This is a genomic window from Achromobacter sp. GbtcB20 (assembly GCF_019091095.1).
GTDB classification, from domain to species: domain Bacteria; phylum Pseudomonadota; class Gammaproteobacteria; order Burkholderiales; family Burkholderiaceae_B; genus Achromobacter; species Achromobacter mucicolens.
The window spans coordinates 455,440-477,635 of sequence record NZ_JAGXJZ010000002.1 but is presented as its reverse complement, the minus strand read 5'-3'; the positions used below and the strand labels follow the sequence as shown (position 1 = coordinate 477,635).

Here is a 22,196-nt window from a genome sequence, read left to right as displayed (position 1 = left end):
GCAAGCATGGAAGCGAATGTCGCAATGCCCAGGATCGACGCCGGGCCGACGCTGAGTCGCAAGGAAGAACGCCAGGTCGTGGTGGCCTCCACACTGGGAACGTTGTTCGAGTGGTACGACTTTTTCATCTACGGGACGCTGGCCGTCTTCATGAGCCAGGTCCTGTTCCCGCAGGACAACCCGACTGTCGCGCTGCTGGCCGCCCTGGGCGCGCTGGCCGTGGGCTTCATCATCCGGCCGCTGGGCGCGGTGATGTTCGGCTACCTGGGCGACAAGCTGGGCCGCAAATACACCTTCCTGATCACCGTCGTCATGATGGGCGGCGCAACCGTGCTGATCGGCTGCCTGCCCACCTACGAAACCGCGGGGCACCTGTCCTGGATCCTGCTGCTGACGCTGCGGGTGGTGCAGGGGCTGGCCGTGGGCGGAGAATACGGCGGCGCGGTGATCTACGTCGCGGAACATTGCGAGCCGCGGCGCCGGGGCCTCTTGACCGGCTGGATCCAGATCACCTCGTCGGCGGGGCTGATCCTGTCGCTGGTCGTGATCCTGTGCGTCCAGGCCTCGATGAGCGCCGAGGACTTTCGCCAGTGGGGATGGCGTTTGCCGTTCATCCTGTCGATCGTGATGCTGGCCATCTCGATCTACGTCCGCGCCAAGCTGCACGAATCGCCGGTCTTCACGCGCATGAAGCAGCAGAACCGCCTGTCCAAGAACCCGGTCAAGGAAACGTTCGGCCAATGGCCCAGCCTGCGGCTCGTGCTGCTGGCGCTGATCGGCGTCACGGCGGGCCAGGGCGCCACGTACTTCACCGGCCAGTTCTACGTCATGATCTTCCTGCAGCAGGCCGTGCAGCTTGATCAGACCACCGTCTACACGCTGATCCTGATCGGCTTCATCATCGGCGCGCCGACCTTCGTGCTGTTCGGCTGGCTGTCGGACAAGGTGGGCCGCAAGTGGATCATGATGGCGGGCCTGTTCATCGGCGCGGTGGGCTACCACGCCATGTTCGACGTCCTGCTCAACGCCGGCAATCCGGCGCTGGCGCAGGCGATGCAGACGACGCCCGTCCGCGTGCATGCCGACACCACCGGCGGCGCCTGCGATTTCGGGCTGCAGGCCGCCATGATCGGCAGCCACGCCGACCACAAGAAGGTATGCGTGCAGGCCAAGAAATTCCTGGTCGGCAAGGGCATCAACTTCGAATACGCTGCGCCGATTCCGGGACAGGAGATCGCGATGAGCGTGGGCGGCGCCACCGTCAACGGCTTTGACCGCGCGGCGTACGCCAAGGCGCTGACCGCAGCCGGCTATCCGGAAAAGGCCGATCCGGCGCGGATCGACCGCGCCACCATCATCCTGATCCTGGTGCTCATGACCGCCGTCGTCGCCATGGTCTATGGTCCGGTCGCGTCCTATCTGGTGGAATTGTTCCCCGCGCGCATCCGGTACACGGCGCTGTCCTTTCCGTATCACATCGGCGCCGGCATATTTGGCGGTATCGTGCCCTTTACCGCCACCTACCTGGCGCAGGCCAGCGGCAATATCTTCGGCGGCCTGATGTACCCGGTGACGGTGATGGTGATCGTGGGCGTGATCGGCAGCTTGCTGCTGCCCAACACGCGTGCGAAGGCCATCGACGAAGACCCGGCCCACTAACAACAACGCGACAAGGAAGCGAGCAGAGACATGTCCGTGCAAACCACCTTCAAGGCCGCCGTCATCCAGGCGGCGTCCATTCCGACCGACAGCATGGCCTGCGCCCAGAAGGCGGCCGGGCTCATCCGGCAGGCAGCCGAGCAGGGCGCCCGCGTGCAGGTGTTTCCCGAGGCCTTCCTGGGCGGATATCCCAAGGGCAACTCCTTCGGCGCGCCCATCGGCATGCGCAAACCGGAGGGCCGCGACGCGTTCGCCCAATACCATCGGCAGGCCATCCGCCTGGACGGCGAAGAGGTCGCGCTGGTGGCGCAGGCCGCGGCCGATACCGACAGCTTCGTGGTCATGGGCTGCATCGAGGCCGACGGCGGCACGCTGTATTGCACCGTGCTGTACTTCAATGGCCAGGCCGGCCTGGCGGGCAAGCACCGCAAACTGATGCCCACCGCGGGCGAGCGGCTGATCTGGGGCTTTGGCGACGGGTCCACCCTACCCGTCATCGACACGCCCTACGGCAAGATCGGCGCGGTGATCTGCTGGGAGAACTACATGCCCATGCTGCGCATGTACATGTACAGCCAGGGCGTGGCGCTGTACTGCGCGCCCACCGCGGACGACCGCGACACCTGGGTGCCCAGCATGCGCCACATTGCGCTGGAAGGCCGCTGTTACGTGCTGACGGCGTGCCAGCACCTGCGCCGCAGCGCGTATCCCGAAGACTTCGAATGCGCCCTGGGCGATGCGCCGGACACGGTGCTTATGCGCGGCGGCAGCGCCATCATCGGCCCGCTCGGCGAGGTGCTGGCCGGCCCGGATTTCTCGGAAGAGACCATCCTGTACGCCGACATCGAGCCCAACCAGATCCTGCGCGGCAAGTACGACTTCGACGTGTCCGGACACTACGCCCGCCCCGACGTCTTCCAGCTGCAGGTGGACACCCGCGAGAAGCGCGCGGTGTCGTCGACCGGCCCCGCCGCGCCGCAGCAGGAGGCTTGATCGATGGAGTTCGATTTCAGCGCCTTGCCGGCGCAGACGGTCTACAACATCCTCACCTCGACCGTCACGCCGCGTCCGATCGCCTGGGTCACCACCGTGTCGGGCAAAGGCGTGGTCAACGCGGCGCCCTTCAGTTTCTTCAACGTGATGGGGCATCAGCCGCCGACGGTCGCGATCGGCCTGATGCGCCATCCCGATGGCGATTTCAAGGACACGGGCGCCAACATCATCGAGAACGGCGAGTTCGTGGTGAATCTGGTGCCGGAGTCGCTGGTCCGCGAAATGAACCAGACCTGCGCCGATTACCCGGCCGACGTGGACGAGATGGCCGCGGCCGGCCTGACGGCGCTCGCGTCCACGCATGTCCGGCCGCCCCGCATCCAGGGCAGCCCGGTGGCGCTGGAATGCGTCAGCCAGGCAACGGTCGTGACCGGCCCGCGCCAGATCGTCGTCATCGGCCGTGTCCTGGGCGCGCACGTCGAGGACGCCTATGTGCGCGACGCCGAGCGCGGCCACGTGGACACGCCGGCGCTCGGGCTGATTGCCCGCATGCACGGCGGCGGCTGGTACGCGCGCAGCACGGACACCTTCCAGCTTGCGCGGCCGACAACGCCGGATTGATCTGACCACGGCCTTCGGGCCGTTTTTTTTGCGCAAAAGTAAGACATCCAACCGGACGCCAACAGCACACCGAATCACAACACCCCGCCAGCGCGCAGCGCACACCGCGACGACGCCCCTCTGGCCGAATGCCGATTGCCGCCGCCCGCGCGGCAGCAATTCGGCGGCCCCGCAGATATCCTGCCCTGTCCACAGGTCTTGTAGCGCGCATACCAAAGACCCTCTCAGCACGGCGTCGCGGTCACCGTGGGTGCGAGCGCCGTCGATGCGCCCGAGGGAATCTGAAGGGAGCCGAAGGCGGACGAAGATGACGAGGGGGAGTCCGGAGCGAAGGCTCCGGACCGCAATCGTGGGCGATCGTGCCCACGGTGGCCGCGGCGGCGGGCGACCTACGAAGCCTGCGGCAAAACCCGCCTGGTCCTCTCCCGTGCGTTTGCGGCCGGAAAGCGGCTTTTTTACAACGCCGCCGGCGATTTGGCGCAATGCGTCGAGGTTGCGTCAATAACGCCTTCATTTCCCCCGATGCCCCCCAAATCCGGACTGCTAGCATCCGTTCGACCGTCGCGAGAACCCTCGACAACTCGACCTCTCCGCCGGCAATTCTCAGACACAACGGACACCATTATTGGGGGCGGATAACCAGGGGCTTGCGAGCATCTGGCCTGTTTTGGAGGCGGCGCAATTCCGCCGCCGAGGCATCCGCCCGAGCCCGCATTCACACTTGCCCTGGAAGCCGCCGGAGGCAGTATGAAAAACATGAAGCTTGGAACCCGCCTGGCGGGTGGTTTCGCCATCTTGCTGGCCATGATCATGGTCATGTGCGTCGTCGGGCTGGTCAGCCTGGCCAACATCAACGATTCGGTCGACACGCTGACGCAACGTTCACTGACCAAGGAGCGCCTGATCAACGACTGGGCGCGCAACATCCAGACCGGGGTCACCCGGACCACCGCGATCGCAAAGAGCGCCGACGCCAGCCTGGCGGGCTTTTTCACCGAGGAAGCGGCGGCCTCGACCCGCAACTCGTCGGCCTTGCAGCAGAAGATCGAGCCGCTGATCGAGACCGACGAGGAAAAGGCGCTGTGGCAGGGAATCGGCAAGGCGCGGGCGGACTACTTGCGCACCCGCGACGGCATCTTCAAGGCCAAGCAGGAAGGCAACGTCGAGGCCGCCAACAAGATCTTCACGCAGGAGTTCCTGCCCGCGACGCGTCAGTTCATCGACAACATCAATCGCCTGTCCGCGCTGCAACGCGCCGACATCGATGCGCGGGCCGCGGAGATCGAAACGTCCTACAGCAATGCGAACCTGTGGATGATCGTGATCGGCTCCATCGCGGTGGTGTGCGGTCTCTTGATGTCCGTGCTGCTCACGCGCAGCATCACCCGTCCGCTGTCCGACGCCGTGCGCGTGGCGCGCACCGTCGCCGCCAACGACCTGACCAGCACGATCGTCGCGCGGTCCCGTGACGAGATCGGCCAGTTGATGATGGCGCTGGAGTCCATGAACGCCAACCTGGCCGCTACGGTCGCCCGCATCCGGACCGGTGTGGACAGCATCGCGTCCGCGTCCGGCGAAATCGCGGCAGGCAATACCGATCTGTCTTCCCGCACCGAACAGCAGGCCGCTTCGCTGGAAGAAACGGCCGCGTCTATGGAACAGCTGTCCTCCACGGTCAAGCAGAACGCCGATAGCGCCAAGCAGGCCAACCAGCTTGCCGCGGCGGCCTCGGAAACCGCATCGCGCGGCGGCGCCACCGTGTCCGAAGTCGTCAGCACCATGAACGCGATCTCCGCCAGCTCGGTGAAGATCTCGGACATCGTGTCGGTGATCGACGGCATTGCATTCCAGACCAACATCCTGGCCCTGAACGCCGCCGTGGAAGCCGCGCGGGCTGGCGAGCAGGGCAAGGGCTTCGCGGTCGTGGCCGCCGAGGTGCGGACGCTGGCGCAGCGCAGCGCCCAGGCCGCCAAGGAGATCAAGGTGCTGATCGAAGACACCGTCCAGAAGATCGGCCAGGGCTCGGGCAGCGCCGAACGCGCCGGGGCGACCATGCAGGAGATCGTCAGTTCCGTGCAACGCGTGACCGACATCATGGGCGAAATCGCCGCGGCCTCGGCCGAACAGGCTGACGGCATCGAGCAGGTCAACCGCGCCGTGGCGCAGATGGACGAGGTGACCCAGCAGAATGCCGCCCTGGTCGAAGAGGCCGCCGCGGCGGCGGGATCGATGCAGGATCAGTCGGCAGATTTGACGCGGGCGGTGAGCGCGTTCAGGTTGCCGGGCGGGGCGGAGCGGGTGTTGGCGGTTGAGGCGGTGTCGTCCGTCCACGCTGGCGAAACGCCGGCGCCGCGGCGGCTGGCTGCTTATTGATCAGTCCACACCGATAAGCCCACACCGATAATCCCGCACCAAAGACAGCACAAAGAAAAAAGCCCCTGATTTCTCAGGGGCTTCGTTCTTTAATACTTGGCGGAGAGGGTGGGATTCGAACCCACGGTACGGGGATACCGTACGCCTGATTTCGAGTCAGGTACATTCGACCACTCTGCCACCTCTCCGTGGCTGGGTTCCGCAGCGGTGAAGTTTCGGTTTAACAAGACTTCACTAAAGATCCCTGGTCGGAAGGATCTTCGTTGTCGGAGCAGCGAAGCCCGCAATTCTACAGGATTTTTTTCTTTTGTGTAAAGGGGCGGATAAAAGGAAGGGTAAAAGGACCACAACGGGTTTCATCCGGCTTTCAGCCGGGGCAATCTTTGGCCAGAATTCTTCCCATTCCGCCCTCTGCCCATCCCATGGACCTCATCCTCATCCTGCTGCTCGCCGCGGTGCTGTGCGTGCCCGTCACACAAATGCTGGGTCTGGGCGCCATTCCCGGCTATCTGATCGCAGGCATCCTGGTCGGCCCATCGTGCTTCAAGCTGGTCACCAATGTGGACACGATGATCGGCGTCTCGCAGTGGGGCGTCGTGATGATGCTGTTCATCATCGGGCTGGAGCTGTCGCCCAAGCGCCTGTGGGCGATGCGCAACGAAGTCTTTGTCCTGGGTTCGCTGCAGATGCTGGTGTGCGGCCTGCTGCTGGGCGTGGTGTTCGGCGCGGCCCTGCGGCATCTGGCCGGCATGGAATGGCAGGCAGCTGTGCTGTGCGGCCTGTCGCTGGCGCTGTCGTCCACGGCGGTGGCGCTGCGGCTGCTCGACGAGCGCCAGTTGACCCGCGCGCCGCTGGGGCGCTCGGCGCTGGGGGTGCTGCTGTTTCAGGACATGGCCGCAATTCCGATGCTGGTGGCTGCCGGCCTCTTGGGTTCGGATGGCACGTCGGCTCCCTCCTTCAAGGAAGCCCTGGTCGCCGTGGCGGTGGTGGCGCTGGCCTACCGGCTGCGTCTCCTGGGCTGGGCAGCCAAGGCGGAATTGAACGAACTGTTTACCGCCGCCGCGCTGCTGATGGTGGTGGGCGCCGCCCAGTTGTTCGACTATGCGGGCCTGTCGGCCGGCCTGGGCGGATTCCTGGTGGGCGTGCTGATGGCCGAATCGCGCTACCGGCACGAACTCGAAAAGGCGATCGACCCGTTCAAGGGATTGCTGCTGGGCCTGTTCTTCGTGGCCATCGGCATGTCCATCAACTTGAAGGTGGTGGCCCATCACTGGATGTTCATCTGCGCCGGCGTGCTGGCCCTGCTGGCGGTCAAGGCCGTCATCCTTTACGGCTTTGCCCGCTTTCTGGGGTTGCCTCGTTATCACCGCCTGCTGTTTGCGCTGGTGCTGGCCCAGGGCGGCGAGTTCAGCTTCGCCATCTTCAACGAAGCGTGGGACAACCATCTTGTGAACCTGGAGCAGCGCGACGTGTTGTCGGTGATCGTCGCCGTGTCGATGGGCGTGGTGCCGGTGCTGATCAAGGTGCTGGAGCGCGTGCCCGAAAAGTACGGCGGCATGGCCGGCCTGCCGGTGGCGGACGCCGCGCCGCCCGCCGACGCCGCGTCATCGTCCCCGGCGGACAAGCCGCCCGCCGCTTGACCCTGCGGCGGGTGAGGGCATGGCATGATGGGCGCCTTGCCGGGCAGCTACACTTGTAGCCCTGTTCGTTTGCCCCTTTTCGTTTTCCTCACTTATGCGCCCGCTCACAGGAGAAAGCTCATGCTCAAAGGAAAAGTAGCGCTTGTCACCGGTTCCACCAGCGGCATCGGCCTGGGTATCGCCACGGCCTTCGCCCAGCAGGGTGCGGACATCGTCCTGAACGGCTTCGGCGACGCGGCCGACATTGAAAAGCTGCGTTCGGAACTGGCCAGCAAGCATGGCGTGAAGGTCATCTACGACGGCGCGGATCTGTCCAAGGGAGCGGCCGTGCGCGAGCTGGTCGAGAACACCGTGCGCCAGTTGGGCCGCATCGACATCCTGGTCAATAACGCCGGCATCCAGCACACGGCGCTGATCGAAGATTTCCCGACCGAAAAGTGGGACGCCATTCTGGCGCTGAATCTGTCCGCCGTCTTCCACGGCACCGCCGCCGCCTTGCCGCACATGAAGAAGCAAGGCTCGGGCCGCATCATCAATATCGCGTCGGCGCACGGTCTGGTGGCCTCGGCTAGCAAGTCGGCCTATGTCGCGGCCAAGCACGGCGTGGTGGGATTCACCAAGGTCACGGCGCTGGAAACGGCCGGGCAGGGCATCACCGCCAACGCGATCTGCCCGGGCTGGGTGCGCACCCCGCTCGTCGAAAAGCAGATCACCGCGCTGGCCGAAAAGAATGGCGTCGACCAGGAAGCCGCTGCCCGCGAATTGCTCAGCGAAAAGCAGCCGTCCCTGCAATTCGTGACGCCGGAACAACTGGGCGGCACCGCCGTGTTCCTGGCCTCGGATGCCGCCGCGCAAATCACCGGCACGACCGTCTCCGTCGATGGCGGCTGGACGGCGCGCTAAATCAAGGAAATCCTGAATGCTGTTGTTGCTTTCCCCCGCCAAGAAGCTGGACTACGACTCGCCGCTGCACATCGAGACGCACACCCAGCCGATGTTCGTGGATCAGGCCGCGGGCCTGATCAAGGTTCTGAAGACCAAGACCGCCGAGGACATCTCGGCACTCATGAACCTGAGCCCGGCCCTGTCCGAGCTGAACGTCCAGCGCTACGCGCACTGGAAGCGCAGCTTCACGCAGGCCAACTCGCGCCAGGCCGTGCTGGCCTTCAATGGCGACGTCTACGAAGGCCTGGACGCCGCCACCCTGTCGGCCAAGCAGCTCGACTGGGCTCAGGAGCACGTCGCCATCCTGAGCGGTCTGTACGGCGTGCTGCGCCCGCTCGACCTGATGCAGCCCTACCGGCTGGAAATGGGCACGCGGCTGGAGACCCCCAAGGGCAAGAACCTGTATGAATACTGGGGCAGCACCATCGCGGACTACCTGAACGAGCGCCAGGCCGGCCAGAAGTCGCCGGTCATCATCAACCTGGCCTCCGAGGAGTATTTCAAGTCGGTGGACCAGAAGGTGCTGAAGGCGCGGGTGGTGCAATGCGTGTTCCAGGACTGGAAGAACGGCGCCTGGAAGATCATCAGCTTCCATGCCAAACGCGCACGCGGGCTGATGGCGCGTTACGCGATCCAGCACAAGGTCGCCAAGCCGGAAGGGCTGCAGGGCTTTGATCTGGAAGGCTACGCGTACGACGCATCAGCGTCGTCGGCAGACAAGCTGGTGTTCCGCCGCAAGCTGGACTGACGGAGTTGTCGAGCGGGGAGGGTGTCAGACACCCCGGAAGCGGTGCGGTCGCTTGAAGACTGTCTCGTTGGGGTGTCAGACACCTGGTTGGAGCTGCTCGGGCTTCGCCTTTTCACAAAAAAATGCCGGCCTGGCATCTGCGCCAGGCCGGCATTTTTTTGCCCGCGGAACCGGCGAACGCCAGCTTACGAAGCCGCGGCCGCCACGGGCGGCGCATGCAGCGGGTCGGCCAGCGCCAGCAGTTCCTGGCGGATCATGTGAGTGGCCTTGAGCATCTGCTTCACGGGATAGACCAGCGCGGCCTGGTCGCCGGCGGTGTCGAACTGCGTGGGGAGGTCCAGCGGCACGCGCGGGCTGCTTTCGTCCAGCAGGACGGTCATGCCGTCCAGGGCCTGCTTGATGGGTTCGGGCGTGGCGGGCAGCGCCGCCAGAATGGGAATCGCGGCGGTGATCTGCGAGGCCAGCACGTGGTTCTGAATCAGCAGGTTGTTCAGTTCCGGCACGTCCACCTGATGCGATTTGGGTTCGCTCATCATCCGGTAGAACGCCTCGGCGAAATTGCTGAAGGCGATGTGCACGTTCTTGCGCGCCAATCGCCAGGCCAGGTCGGCGTCGGTGACGGCCGGCGTCTCGGCAGCGGCTTCGCCCACCGGCGCGCCGTGCGCCTGCATGGCTTCGACGTAGCGCAGGCCGGCCAGCAGATACTCGCGGTTGGCGCGGGTCGCGGCCGAGGCCAGCGGCTTCAGGTAACGCGCCTCCCACCACGGCAGGATGTAGCTGCAGACCAGCGCCAGCGCGCAGCCCAGCAGCGTGTCGATGGCGCGTTCGCCGATCACCGACATGGACACGGTGCCTGGCGACACGAAGTGAAACACCAGCACCACGAACAAGGTGTTGAAGATTGCGCTGGCCATGTAGTTCAGCTGCACCAGGCTGTTGCCCATGATGCATGCGCCCAGCAGCACGGCGAACAGGATGCTGGGCTCGTCGGTCACGTTAAAGAGCAGCAGCGCGGCGATGCAGCCGATCAGGGTGCCCATCAAGCGCCAGCCATTGCGCTGGCGCGTCAGCGCGAAGCCCGGCTTCATGATGATGACGATGGTCAGCATGATCCAGTAGTTGTGCGCCGAGAACTCGGGCGACAGCCAGCGGCTGGCCAGCGTCATCGCGATGGCCGCGGCGGCCGTCACGCGCAGCGCGTAGCGGAAATGCGGAGAATCCAGCCGCAGGTTGCTGGTCAACAGGCCAAACCGGAACTCCTGGCGCGAAATGAACCGCGTCAGCGACTTGTTGATGCGCAGCACATCGGTCGGCTTGGCGTCGGGCGAGGCCGCGGTGTGATCGGCCAGCCGGTCCACGATGCGCGCCGAATTGCGCAGGCGCCGCAGCACCTGGACGATGAGCGCCAGCATCTCCGGATCGCGCTCGCCCAGCCCTTGCTGCTTCAATTGTTCGATCTCGTATTCGATGGCGCGCAGTTCGGCCTTGGCGCTGCTGCGGTACTGCACCTTGCGCCCGCGCGAGACGTCCAGCGCGATGCGGTTCAGCTCCAGCGACATCTTCACCAGCGCGTCGCGCATGAAGATCAGGCAGTCGTTGCCGGCCAGCGTGCGGCGCAGCGCGGCGTAGTCGGTATGCGTGGCAACCAGCGTGTCCAGCAGCTGCAGCATGTCCACGAACATGTTCCAGATCATCACGCGCTGGCGGTCGCCCAGTCCCTTGCCGCGGGGCAGGGCGCGCAACACCATGTCGCGCGCGGCCTGGTGCTTCTCGGTCATGACCGATTGGCGCTGGATCAGGTTGCGGTAGGCCTCGTCCAGATCGGACGTTTCGTCGTAGAAGTTGGCGCGCGCGGCCACGTAGTCGGCGGTGGCAAACAGCGCCACCGACATGGCCTGCTGCTCTTCGCGCAGCCAGAACAGCCGCGAAAACCCCAAGCTGAACACCACATAGAACAGCGCGCCGCCCAGCGTGGCGGCGGCATGGGACAGGACTTCGTGCGGCGCCAGCGGCGAATGCATGGTCAGCGTCATCAGCAAGAGGCCCGCAAAGCCGATCAGGCCGCCGCGCTTGCCGAACACGGTGAACATGGAATAGACGAAGCACTGCGCGATGACCACCAGCCAGATCAGCACCGGATTCGTGGACGCCAGCCCCGTGATGATGACCGTGATCGTGCCCAGCGCCGCGCCGCCCAGCATTTCGTTGGTGCGGTGCCGCTGCGGACCGCCCGGCTGGTCGATGATGGCCAGGCACTGGGCGCCGAAGGTCGCCACCAGGCCGGTCGTGTAATTGCCGAAGATGCCGCCCAGCACCAGCACGGGCAAGAGCATGCCAACCCCCTGGCGCACCCCTCCGAAGAAGTAGTGGCTATAGAGAAAGCGGCGGATGCTGGCAATGCGTAAATCCATGGGCGGCGGCTCGGTTCTGGACGACGCAACAAGTATAGAGAGGCCATCGCGGGTTTTGGGGCCGGATAGTTACCGAACCCTCCTTGCAACGGTCGGCAAAAGCCGATTTGCCACCTTTGACGCAACGCGGTAAATTGCCACACTTGCTTCGGTCTGCCTATCCGAAACCGGAGCGTTGATGCGAACGGCCAGGGTCACATCCCAGCCGTCCTGCAGCAAGTCACACCTGCCGTTGGCCGCGCCACAAGCGTGTGTTGCCAAGGCTTCCATTTCGACCTCCAGCGTCCCCAAGGGGCGTTTGCACTGCGTTCTGTCGAGCGTGTGCCGGGTCGGCAAGGTGTCCGGGTGGCGTGGCTCCGTGAGCCGCTAAGCGCCGGATCATGTTGTCGTAACCGGTATGGGTTCAGTTGCCGCCGTATCCGGGCGCGCAGCAGTCAGGGTTGCAGGGCCGGTACTGAAAGGAACTACAGCATGGAAATGAATGGCGCCGACATCGTCGTGCGCTGCCTGGCCGATGAAGGCGTGGAACACGTTTTCGGCTACCCTGGCGGCGCGGTGCTCTATATCTACGACGCAATCTTCAAGCAAGACAAATTCCAGCATATCCTGGTTCGTCACGAGCAAGCTGCCGTGCACGCGGCCGATGCCTATTCGCGCTCGTCGCAAAAGGTCGGCGTCTGCATCGTGACCAGCGGTCCGGGCGTGACCAATGCCGTTACCGGCATTGCCACCGCCTATATGGACTCCATCCCGATGGTCATCATCAGCGGGCAGGTGCCCACTGCGGCCATTGGCGAAGACGCCTTCCAGGAGTGCGACACCGTCGGCATCACGCGTCCCTGCGTCAAGCACAACTTCCTGGTGCGTGACGTCAAGGACCTGGCCGAAACCATGCGCCGCGCGTTCTACATTGCGCGCACGGGGCGTCCGGGCCCGGTGCTGGTGGATATCCCCAAGGACATCACCGTCGCGCAGTGCAAGTACGTGCCGCCCAAGGGCGAGATCTCGATGCGTTCCTACGCGCCCGTCAACAAGGGCCATCAAGGACAGATCAAGAAGGCCGTGCAGATGCTGCTGGCCGCCGAACGCCCCATGATCTACACGGGCGGCGGCGTCATCCTGTCGAACGCCGCGCCCGAGCTCAACAAGCTCGTGACGCAGCTGGGCGCGCCCTGCACCAGCACCCTCATGGGTCTGGGCGGCTTCCCGGCCAGCAGCGGCCAGTTCGTGGGCATGCCCGGCATGCACGGCACGTACGAGGCCAACATGGCCATGCAGCACTGCGACGTGCTGCTTGCCATCGGCGCCCGTTTCGATGACCGCGTGATCGGCAACCCCAAGCACTTCGCGCAGAACGCCCGCAAGATCATCCATATCGACATCGATCCCTCGTCGATCTCCAAGCGCGTGCGCGTGGATGTCCCGATCGTGGGCAACGTCAAGGACGTCCTGGCCGACCTCAGCGCGCAGTTCGAGATCGCCGCCGCCGAGCACAAGCCGGCCTCGCTCGCCAAATGGTGGGACCAGGTCGAGACGTGGCGCGGCAAGGAATGCCTGAAGTTCGCCAACTCGACCGAAGTCATCAAGCCGCAGTACGTGGTGGAAAAGCTCTGGGAAGTGACGGGCGGCGACGCTTTCGTCACCTCGGACGTCGGCCAGCACCAGATGTGGGCAGCGCAGTACTACAAGTTCGACAAGCCGCGCCGCTGGATCAACTCTGGCGGCCTGGGCACCATGGGGGTGGGCCTGCCGTACGCCATGGGCGTGCAGATGGCCAATCCGGGCAAGGACGTCGCCGTCATCACCGGCGAAGCCTCGATCCAGATGAACATCCAGGAATTGTCGACCTGCCACCAGTACCGCCTGACGCCCAAGATCGTCTGCCTGAACAACCGTTTCCTGGGCATGGTGCGCCAGTGGCAGCAGATCGACTACGGCTCGCGCTATTCCGAGTCGTACATGGATTCGCTGCCCGATTTCGTCAAGGTTGCCGAGGCCTATGGCCACGTGGGCCTGCGCATCGAGCGCCCGGCCGACGTCGAACCGGCGCTGCGCGAGGCGTTTGGCAAGCACAAGGAGCGCCTGGTCTTCCTGGACTTCATCACCGACCGCACCGAAAACGTGTGGCCGATGGTCAAGGCCGGCCGCGGGCTGACCGAAATGCTGCTCGGCTCTGAAGACCTGTAAGGAGGCCCCGCAATGAAACACGTGATTTCCGTCCTCCTCGAAAACGAACCCGGCGCGCTGTCGCGCGTGGTCGGCCTGTTTTCCGCGCGGGGCTACAACATCGAAACCCTGACCGTGGCGCCCACCGAGGATTCCACGCTGTCGCGCATGACCATCGTCACGACCGGCTCGGACGAGGTCATCGAACAGATCACCAAGCATTTGAACCGCCTGGTCGATGTCGTGAAGGTGGTGGACCTCACCGAAGGCGCCCACATCGAGCGCGAGCTGATGCTCGTGAAGGTGCGCGCCGTCGGCAAGGAACGCGAGGAAATGAAGCGCATGGCGGACATCTTCCGCGGCCGCATCATCGACGTCACCGACAAGTCCTACACCATCGAACTGACCGGGGTGCAGGAAAAAGTACAGGCCTTCCTCGAGGCCCTGGACCGCAGTGCCATCCTTGAAACCGTGCGCACCGGCGTGTCCGGCATCGGACGCGGTGAACGGATTTTGAAGATTTGACCGGCCTTCCAGGCCTGCCTCACCCTACATCTGAATCAAACGAATATCCAAATACTGGAATCTGGAGCACAACATGAAAGTTTTCTACGACAAAGACTGCGATCTGTCCCTCATCAAAGGCAAGACCGTCGCCATCATCGGTTACGGCTCGCAAGGCCACGCGCACGCGCTGAACCTGCATGAGTCGGGCGTGAAGGTCATCGTCGGCCTGCGCAAGGGCGGCGCCTCGTGGAACAAGGCCGCCAACGCCGGCCTGGAAGTCAAGGAAGTCGCCGACGCCGTCAAGTCGGCCGACATCGTGATGATGCTGCTGCCCGACGAGAATATCGCTTCGGTCTACAACAACGAAGTCCACGCCAACATCAAGGCGGGCGCCGCCCTGGCGTTTGCCCACGGTTTCAACGTGCACTACGGCCAGGTCGTGCCGCGCGAAGACATCGACGTCATCATGATCGCCCCGAAGGCCCCCGGCCACACGGTGCGCAACACGTACAAGCAAGGTGGCGGCGTGCCCCACCTGGTGGCCGTGTACCAGGACAAGTCGGGCGCCGCGCGTGACGTGGCCCTGTCGTACGCCAGCGCCAACGGCGGCGGCCGTGCCGGCATCATCGAAACCAACTTCCGCGAAGAAACCGAAACCGACCTGTTCGGCGAACAGGCCGTGCTGTGCGGCGGTACCGTCGAACTGATCAAGGCCGGTTTCGACACGCTGGTGGAAGCCGGCTACGCGCCCGAAATGGCCTACTTCGAGTGCCTGCACGAGCTTAAGCTGATCGTCGACCTGATCTACGAAGGCGGCATCGCCAACATGAACTACTCGATTTCGAACAACGCCGAATTCGGCGAATACGAAACGGGTCCGAAGATCGTCACGGACGAAACCCGCAAGGCCATGCGCCAGTGCCTGACGGACATCCAGACCGGCGAATACGCCAAGAAGTTCATCCTGGAAAACGCCGCCGGCGCCCCGACGCTGACCTCGCGCCGCCGCATCAACGCGGAATCGCAGATCGAGCAAGTGGGCGGCAAGCTGCGCGCCATGATGCCCTGGATCGCCGCCAACAAGCTGGTGGACAAGTCCAAGAACTAATCCCCGGGCAGGCGGGGCTTTGGGCCCCGCCAGTCAGGATCGAAGCGGCATGCCTCGCAAGGGCATGCCGCTTTTTTTGGCCTTTTCCTGCTTATTTACGGCCCCTGGCGCCAATTGGGCCGGGCACGATCCTTGCTGTAGCCCGCAAGCAGGGCCAGATAGGTTAACCTTTCAAAGTCCGTCGTAAGTTATTGAGACCATGCCCAATTTTTCCATGCGCGATTCCGAGAACCGCCACCGGAGCATTTACCTGCTCCCCAACGCGTTCACCACCGCCGCTTTGTTTGCCGGGTTCTATGCCGTTGTGCAGGCCATGAACGACCGCTTCGAAGTCGCCGCCATCGCCATTTTTGTCGCCATGGTGCTGGACGGCATGGACGGCCGGGTGGCCCGCCTGACCAACACCCAGTCCGCATTCGGCGAGCAATACGACTCGCTGTCCGACATGACGTCGTTCGGCGTGGCGCCGGCGCTGGTCATGTACGAATGGATCCTGAACGACCTTGGCCGCTGGGGCTGGCTGGCGGCCTTCGTGTATGTGTCGGGCGCGGCGCTGCGTCTGGCGCGCTTCAACACCAACATCGCCGTGGTCGACAAACGCTACTTCCAGGGCCTGCCCAGCCCGGCCGCGGCCGCGCTGGTGGCCGGTTTTGTGTGGCTGGCCGTGGACAACAAGCTGCCCATCCATGACAGCCTGATGGCCTGGGTGGCGTTCACGCTAACCATGTACGCCGGCATCACCATGGTGTCGAACGCGCCGTTCTTCAGCGGCAAGAGCTTCGCCCTGGGCCGCAGCGTGCCGTTCTGGGGCATCCTGCTCGTCGTCGCGGTGTTCGTGTTCGTGTCCAGCGATCCTCCGGTGGTGCTGTTCGGCCTGTTCGTGCTGTACGGCCTGTCGGGCTGGGTCACGTGGGTCTGGCGCTGGAACAAGGTGCGCCGCCTGCAGCAGGAGCGCCGGGGCCATTCCTCCTGAGGACGCCCAAAAACAAACCCGCCGATGCAAAACCGGCGGGTTTTTTCATTCTGGCGGGCCTTCAGGTCCGGGGCGCAGACAGCCCGGGCGGGCCATCTACCACCAGTTGAACCGGTCGTCGTCGTACATGGGGTCCGGCCCGGGATGAAAGTGCGTTACCTTGCTGCCGTCGCGGCTCATGTAGACGTACATCAGCGAGTTCCACACGCCGTTTTCCTTGTAGCGGTACGACCAGACGACTTCGCGCTTTTCGCCCAGCCCGGCCTGGTCGATGCGCGCGGGCGGTCCGAATTCGCAGCGCACGCGATCCGGCCCCCAATCTCCCGTCTCCAGCACCTTGAAATGCGCGTCGGTCAGAAGCGGCATCACCCGGTCGACCCGTTCATCGGGACCGACGTTGGCGCCCCACGCATACTGGCCCATCGGCTGCTGCGTCCAGATGACGCGCCGGCCTCCGTTGGCCTGGGGACATTCGAAGTTGGGCGCGCCAAATTGCGCCTGGACTTGCGACAGCGGGGTGCCGGGCGGCACCTCGGTCATGTTGGCGCAGGCGGCCAGACCGGCCAGTGCGATCGATGCGGCGGCCAAGCGGACCATTCGGTTTGGGCTGATCATGTCCTTGCTCCTGTGGGGTGGGCGTTGCCGCCTCGACCGGCCATTGGCCGGGTCCAGTCTCCTTGCTGGGGTAATTCTAGCGAATCAGCTATAATCGCCGAGCTTTATCAAATGTATTGATTCTGCAAGATCCTTTGCGCCAGCCGCTGGTGGCTTGTCGCAGTGCCCGCAACACGGCGTCACGCCTTATTTGCAGGTCCTGCCCGATCCCGCCAATGGCAGCAGTGAGAAAGCGAATTCAAGCCTGGCTCGCGCAAATTTTTTCCAAACCACGTCAGGGCGCCTCGGCCCTGTCGCATGTCCGAAGAGGTCATCAATGTCTGTAGCTGACATCAAGAAATCCGATATCGTTGCGCAATTCCAACGCGCTCAGGGCGATACCGGCTCCCCCGAAGTTCAGGTGGCTCTGCTCACCGCCCGTATCAACGAGCTGACCGGTCACTTCAAAGAACACATGAAGGATCATCACTCGCGCCGCGGTCTGCTGCGTATGGTCAGCCGTCGCCGCAAGCTGCTCGACTATCTCAAGGGCCGCAATCCCGATTCGTACCGCGCACTGATCGAAAAACTCGGTCTGCGCAAGTGATCGACGGGGCTGGCTCCCCATGACGCAACCGTGGTCGGTGCGACGCATGTCGCAGCGGCCACGGTTTTTCATTTGTAAGGAATAATCGTCATGTTCAACAAAGTGACTAAATCGTTCCAGTACGGCCAGCATACGGTCGTCCTGGAAACTGGCGAGATCGCTCGCCAGGCCTCCGGCGCCGTTGTGGTGTCGATCGAGGACACCGTCGTCCTGGCCACCGTCGTGGCTGCCAAGAAGGCCAAGCCGGGTCAGACGTTCTTCCCGCTGACCGTCGACTACATCGAAAAGACCTACGCCGCCGGCCGCATCCCGGGCGGGTTCTTCAAGCGCGAGGGCAAGCCCTCCGAAAAGGAAACGCTGACGTCGCGCCTGATCGACCGTCCGCTGCGTCCGCTGTTCCCCGAAGACTTCTACAACGAAGTCCAGGTGGTCCTGCACACGCTGTCGGTCAATCCTGAAATCGATCCCGACATCGCCGCCATGATCGGCGCCTCGGCCGCGCTGGCCATCTCGGGCATCCCGTTCAATGGCCCGATCGGCGCCGCGCGCGTGGGTTACATCGATGGTCAATACACCATCAACCCGACCGCATCGGAACTGAAGTCCTCCAAGCTGAACCTGGTTGTCGCCGGTACGGAAAACGCCGTGCTGATGGTCGAATCGGAAGCTGACCAGCTGTCCGAAGAAGTCATGTTGGGCGGCGTGGTCTATGGCCACCAGCAAATGCAGACCGTCATCAACGCCATTCACGACCTCGTGAAGGACGCCGGCAAGCCCGATTGGGATTGGCAAGCTCCCGCCAAGGACGAGGCCCTGATCGCCGCGGTCACCGCCGCCGCCCAGGAAGGCCTGAACGCCGCCTACCAGATCCGCGAAAAGCAGGCCCGCACGGCCAAGCTGCGTGAAGTGTCGGCCGAAGTGTCGGCCAAGCTGGCCGCCGCCGCCGCCGAAAAGGGCGAATCGGCTCCCGACGCCGTCACGGTCGACAACATCATGTTCTCGCTGGAATCGGCCATCGTCCGTGGCCAGATCCTGAACGGCGAACCGCGTATCGACGGCCGCGACACCCGCACCGTGCGTCCGATCAGCGTGCGTCTGGGCGTGCTGCCCCGCGCGCACGGCAGCGCGCTGTTCACCCGTGGCGAAACCCAGGCGCTGGTCGTGGCCACGCTGGGCACCAAGCAAGACGAACAGATCATCGACGCGCTCATGGGCGAGTACCGTGACCGCTTCATGATGCACTACAACATGCCTCCGTTCGCCACCGGCGAAACCGGCCGCATCGGTGTGCCCAAGCGCCGCGAAATCGGCCACGGCCGTCTGGCCAAGCGCTCGCTGGTGCCGCTGCTGCCGGCCCCCGAAGACTTCCAGTACACGATCCGCCTCGTGTCGGAAATCACCGAATCCAACGGCTCCTCGTCGATGGCCTCGGTCTGCGGCGGCTCGCTCGCCATGATGGACGCCGGTGTGCCCATCAAGGATCACGTGGCCGGCGTGGCCATGGGCCTGATCCTGGACGGCGGCAAGTTCGCCGTGCTGACGGACATCCTGGGCGACGAAGATCACCTGGGCGACATGGACTTCAAGGTTGCGGGCACCGAAAACGGCGTTACCGCACTGCAGATGGACATCAAGATCCAGGGCATCACCAAGGAAATCATGCAGGTTGCGCTGGACCAGGCCCGTGAAGGCCGTCTGCACATCCTCGGCAAGATGAAGGAAGCCCTGGACGGTTCGCGCGGCGAGCTGTCGGCCTTCGCGCCGCGCATGCTGACCATCAAGATCAACCCCGAGAAGATCCGCGACGTGATCGGCAAGGGCGGCGCCACCATCCGCGCGCTGACCGAAGAAACCGGCACGCAGATCGACATCTCCGACGACGGCACGATCGTGATCGCCAGCGTCGACGAAGCGCAGGCCAAGGAAGCCCAGCGCCGCATCGTCGAGCTGACCGCCGACGTCGAAGTGGGCCAGATCTACGAAGGCTCGGTCCTGCGTCTGCTGGACTTCGGCGCCATCGTGCAAGTGCTGCCGGGCCGCGACGGCCTGCTGCACATCTCCGAAATCGCCAACTACCGCATCGCGAACATCAACGATGTGCTGAAGGTCGGCCAGCAAGTCCGCGTCAAGGTCATCGAGGCCGACGACAAGGGCCGCCTGCGCCTGTCCATCAAGGCGATCGGCGGCATCGAGCAGCAGCAAGCCGCTGCCGCTCCCGAAGCCGCTCCCCAATCGGAACCGCAAGCTGAATAAGCCTGCAGCCTCCTGATTGAAGGACGGCGCCGCAAGGCGCCGTTTTTTTTTGCCTGCGCCGTGGCAGCCATGCGGGACGGCCCGCGGCTCCCCAGTTCGCCCGCCTTCCTGTAAAGTCTTGCGCGAGAGACGCGCCGCCCCGATGCGGCGCGCTTCACGCTTGATCTAAGGGGGCAGACGGATGAGCAAGGCATGACGGCGTGGCCGATAACCGCAGTCACCACGGCGCTGCTGGCTGCGCTGTTGACGGGCTGCATGACTCCCCCCGGGCCGGGTCAGCGCGGCCCCAAGGGCGAGGACATGACGGCGGACCAGTTCGCGCAGACGGACTTCAACCGCACCGTCACGCTGGAGGTGCGAGACAACCTGACCAGCCTGTACTCGCTGCTCGACAAGCTGTATCGCCGCAATCCCCGAGAGTGGCGCAAGACCGGCGTGCCGGACCTGGCCACGGCGGTCAACCGCGTCAAGCATTCCATCGAAGTGCGCGTGCCTGCTGGCGACCTGGCCGGCTTGCGCGACATCCAGATCCTGGCGGTTGCGCTGGATCCCAACTATCCGGGCGACCGGGTCGGCGCCTTCATCTACGGCCTGGCCGACACCATCATCGCCGCGCACAACGGCAAGACACGCCTGTACGCCACCGACGCCCTGGATGGCCAGCGGGTCTACAATGCCGCTCGGAACGTCGAGGCCGCGGCCTGGCTGCTGGCCACGCGCCGCAACAACCAGGGCGAACTGCTGCTGCTGGCCAATGAGATTTCCCCGAACGCCACGAATCTCAGCTTCGAGCGCGAGTTCGGCGCCATCATCGGCCGGCTGGACCTGATCGCCAACCTGCTCGGCGAAAACTCCCGGCGCATCGGCATCAACTACGCCCAGGGCCTGTTGCTCTTCAACTTCCTGCCTGTGCGTTAACAGGATTTCCATCGTGATCGATATCGCATCCATCCAGGCCGCCCGCGAGAACCTGCGCGGGCAGGTGCTCAAGACCCCGTTCACCCTGTCCCGCACGCTGTCCGACATCTTCGGCGCCGAGATCTGGCTGAAGTTCGAGAACCTGCAGTTCACCGCGTCCTTCAAGGAGCGCGGCGCGCTGAACCGCATGCTCACGCTGTCGGATGCCGAGCGCGCCAAGGGCGTGATCGCGGTCTCGGCGGGCAATCACGCCCAGGGCGTGGCCTACCATGCGCAGCGCATGGGGGTGCCGGCGGTGATCGTGATGCCGCGGTTCACGCCGACGGTGAAGGTCGCCAATACGCGCCGCTTCGGTGCCGAAGTCGTCCTGGCGGGCGACACCTTCGATGACGCCAAGGCGCGCGGCTACGAACTGGCCCAGCAGCGTGGCCTCATCATGATCCACCCCTATGACGACGAAGCCGTCATGGCCGGGCAGGGCACCGTCGCGCTGGAAATGCTGGAAGACCAGCCCCAGCTCGATACCCTGGTCATCGCCATCGGCGGCGGCGGGCTGATCTCCGGGATTTCCACGGCCGCCAAGGCCGTGAACCCCGCCATCGAGATCGTGGGCGTGCAGACCGAGCGCTTTCCGGCCATGTACGCCGCCGTCCAGGGCGCCACCATGCCGCCGGGGCAGTACACCATTGCCGAAGGCATCGCCGTCAAATCACCCGGCGATCTGACGCTGCCCGTCGTGCGCCGGCTGGTCGACCGGATCGAGCTGGTCAGCGAGGCGGACATCGAGCATGCCATCGTCGTGCTGCTGGAAATTGAAAAGACCGTCGTCGAAGGCGCCGGCGCCGCTGGCCTGGCCGCCTTGCTGCGCGCGCAGGAAGAGGGCAGCGACCGCTACAAGGGCAAACGCATCGGGCTGGTGCTTACCGGCGGCAATATCGATCCGCTGATGCTGGGCGAATTGATCGAGCGCGGCATGGTCCGCGCCGGACGCCTGGCGCGCATCCGCGTCGACCTGCGCGACCTGCCGGGCGCGCTGGCCCACGCCACCAAGCTCATTGCGGACGCGCAAGCCAACATCACGGAAGTGCATCACCAGCGCGCGTTCACGTCGCTGCCGGTGCGCAATGTCGAGGTGGATTTCGTTCTCCAGACGCGAGGCCCCGAGCACATCCAGGAAGTGATCGACATCCTGAACGCGGCGGGTTTCGCCGCCAGCAACCACGACCACTGATCCGCCGCGCGGCGTCGACACGCCGCCGTTGCTTTCAATTTCCTGTCAGAAAACTGTCGCTTCCGCCGAGCTTTTGGCGGGGGCGATTTTTCATGGGCGAGGTCCACGCATTGACTGACTGAGGGGCCGGATCGATTGCGGCCCCCGGCGCGACTGACTAGACCTCTTGCGCACCTCTGGCCCCAAAAAATGCATCTGTATATTTCACGATGGCGGGCGTTGAATTTTTTACGGAACTTTTTTGCCTCCCGCTAAGTTCCGCGAAAAACGGTCTTTTCAAGCGATTTTCCTGGATTCCATCACCTTATTCATACCGGCCCTCGACCGCCCGGCGTCCATTCCGTGTTCTAGGGATATCCCCCGGGAAGTCATGGTTGATACCGATATGGATTATGTCGTTCCACGATTTAATATCCCGCGTTCATGTCGTTGCCGCCCGTTGAAGCGGC

17 protein-coding genes and 1 tRNA gene are annotated in these 22,196 nt (G+C 64.3%); 15 read left to right on the top strand and 3 right to left on the bottom strand.

Annotated features, from left to right (window positions below; all coding sequences use genetic code 11):
- Window positions 1-6: 6 nt before the first annotated feature.
- From KVT32_RS04960 to KVT32_RS04945, 4 genes are all read left to right on the top strand, one after another.
- A complete protein-coding gene (locus KVT32_RS04960) occupies window positions 7-1,659 on the top strand; it encodes an MFS transporter (protein ID WP_217617771.1) in 1,653 nt (550 codons plus the stop codon).
- A 30-nt stretch (window positions 1,660-1,689) separates the two neighbouring features.
- Window positions 1,690-2,652 (top strand): carbon-nitrogen hydrolase family protein, encoded by a 963-nt coding sequence (locus KVT32_RS04955; protein ID WP_152383601.1) that lies wholly within the window; start codon window positions 1,690-1,692, stop codon window positions 2,650-2,652.
- A 3-nt stretch (window positions 2,653-2,655) separates the two neighbouring features.
- Complete coding sequence (locus KVT32_RS04950) at window positions 2,656-3,273, top strand: flavin reductase family protein (RefSeq protein ID WP_056321417.1); 618 nt, start codon at window positions 2,656-2,658, stop codon at window positions 3,271-3,273.
- A 756-nt stretch (window positions 3,274-4,029) separates the two neighbouring features.
- Window positions 4,030-5,646, top strand: coding sequence for a methyl-accepting chemotaxis protein (locus tag KVT32_RS04945; RefSeq protein WP_276529892.1), 1,617 nt, complete (start codon window positions 4,030-4,032; stop codon window positions 5,644-5,646).
- 97 nt (window positions 5,647-5,743) lie between these two features.
- On the opposite strand, the gene KVT32_RS04940 is transcribed toward KVT32_RS04945, so the two are convergent.
- Window positions 5,744-5,834, bottom strand: a tRNA-Ser gene (locus tag KVT32_RS04940).
- Between the two features lie 234 nt (window positions 5,835-6,068).
- Here KVT32_RS04940 and KVT32_RS04935 point away from each other — a divergent pair.
- From KVT32_RS04935 to yaaA, 3 genes are all read left to right on the top strand, one after another.
- Window positions 6,069-7,286: a cation:proton antiporter gene (locus KVT32_RS04935; RefSeq protein WP_062840420.1), complete on the top strand. Its 1,218-nt coding sequence runs from the start codon at window positions 6,069-6,071 to the stop codon at window positions 7,284-7,286.
- Window positions 7,287-7,406: 120 nt separating this feature from the next.
- Window positions 7,407-8,189 carry a 3-hydroxybutyrate dehydrogenase gene (locus KVT32_RS04930; RefSeq protein WP_152383603.1) on the top strand — a complete coding sequence of 261 codons (783 nt, stop codon included), beginning with the start codon at window positions 7,407-7,409 and terminating at the stop codon, window positions 8,187-8,189.
- Window positions 8,190-8,205: 16 nt separating this feature from the next.
- Window positions 8,206-8,979, top strand: a complete 774-nt coding sequence (yaaA, locus tag KVT32_RS04925) for a peroxide stress protein YaaA (RefSeq protein WP_152383604.1) — start codon at window positions 8,206-8,208, stop codon at window positions 8,977-8,979.
- Window positions 8,980-9,164: 185 nt separating this feature from the next.
- Here yaaA and KVT32_RS04920 read toward each other — a convergent pair whose 3' ends face one another.
- Window positions 9,165-11,390 (bottom strand): FUSC family membrane protein, encoded by a 2,226-nt coding sequence (locus KVT32_RS04920; protein WP_175156797.1) that lies wholly within the window; start codon window positions 11,388-11,390, stop codon window positions 9,165-9,167.
- Between the two features lie 417 nt (window positions 11,391-11,807).
- Between KVT32_RS04920 and KVT32_RS04915 the strand changes: the two genes are divergently transcribed.
- From KVT32_RS04915 to pssA, 4 genes are all read left to right on the top strand, one after another.
- On the top strand, window positions 11,808-13,577 hold the full coding sequence (locus KVT32_RS04915; protein WP_371825567.1) for an acetolactate synthase 3 catalytic subunit: 1,770 nt from the start codon (window positions 11,808-11,810) through the stop codon (window positions 13,575-13,577).
- 12 nt (window positions 13,578-13,589) lie between these two features.
- Window positions 13,590-14,081 (top strand): acetolactate synthase small subunit, encoded by a 492-nt coding sequence (gene ilvN / locus KVT32_RS04910; protein WP_006223608.1) that lies wholly within the window; start codon window positions 13,590-13,592, stop codon window positions 14,079-14,081.
- 73 nt (window positions 14,082-14,154) lie between these two features.
- Entirely contained in the window at window positions 14,155-15,171 is a 1,017-nt protein-coding gene (ilvC, locus tag KVT32_RS04905) for a ketol-acid reductoisomerase (RefSeq protein WP_062840423.1), read from the top strand.
- Window positions 15,172-15,370: 199 nt separating this feature from the next.
- Window positions 15,371-16,144 carry a CDP-diacylglycerol--serine O-phosphatidyltransferase gene (gene pssA, locus KVT32_RS04900; RefSeq protein ID WP_062840424.1) on the top strand — a complete coding sequence of 258 codons (774 nt, stop codon included), beginning with the start codon at window positions 15,371-15,373 and terminating at the stop codon, window positions 16,142-16,144.
- 96 nt (window positions 16,145-16,240) lie between these two features.
- Here the strand turns inward: pssA and KVT32_RS04895 are convergent, their stop codons facing one another.
- The gene (locus tag KVT32_RS04895; RefSeq protein ID WP_152383606.1) at window positions 16,241-16,759 is read right to left on the bottom strand and encodes a hypothetical protein; all 519 of its coding nucleotides are present in this window, start codon (window positions 16,757-16,759) and stop codon (window positions 16,241-16,243) included.
- 316 nt (window positions 16,760-17,075) lie between these two features.
- Between KVT32_RS04895 and rpsO the strand changes: the two genes are divergently transcribed.
- From rpsO to KVT32_RS04875, 4 genes are all read left to right on the top strand, one after another.
- On the top strand, window positions 17,076-17,345 hold the full coding sequence (rpsO, locus tag KVT32_RS04890) for a 30S ribosomal protein S15 (protein ID WP_006223612.1): 270 nt from the start codon (window positions 17,076-17,078) through the stop codon (window positions 17,343-17,345).
- A gap of 90 nt (window positions 17,346-17,435) precedes the next feature.
- Window positions 17,436-19,598 carry a polyribonucleotide nucleotidyltransferase gene (gene pnp, locus KVT32_RS04885; RefSeq protein ID WP_175156796.1) on the top strand — a complete coding sequence of 721 codons (2,163 nt, stop codon included), beginning with the start codon at window positions 17,436-17,438 and terminating at the stop codon, window positions 19,596-19,598.
- Window positions 19,599-19,790: 192 nt separating this feature from the next.
- Entirely contained in the window at window positions 19,791-20,516 is a 726-nt protein-coding gene (locus KVT32_RS04880) for a hypothetical protein (RefSeq protein ID WP_175156795.1), read from the top strand.
- A gap of 13 nt (window positions 20,517-20,529) precedes the next feature.
- Window positions 20,530-21,747, top strand: coding sequence for a threonine ammonia-lyase (locus KVT32_RS04875; RefSeq protein ID WP_175156794.1), 1,218 nt, complete (start codon window positions 20,530-20,532; stop codon window positions 21,745-21,747).
- The last annotated feature ends 449 nt before the right edge of the window (window positions 21,748-22,196 follow it).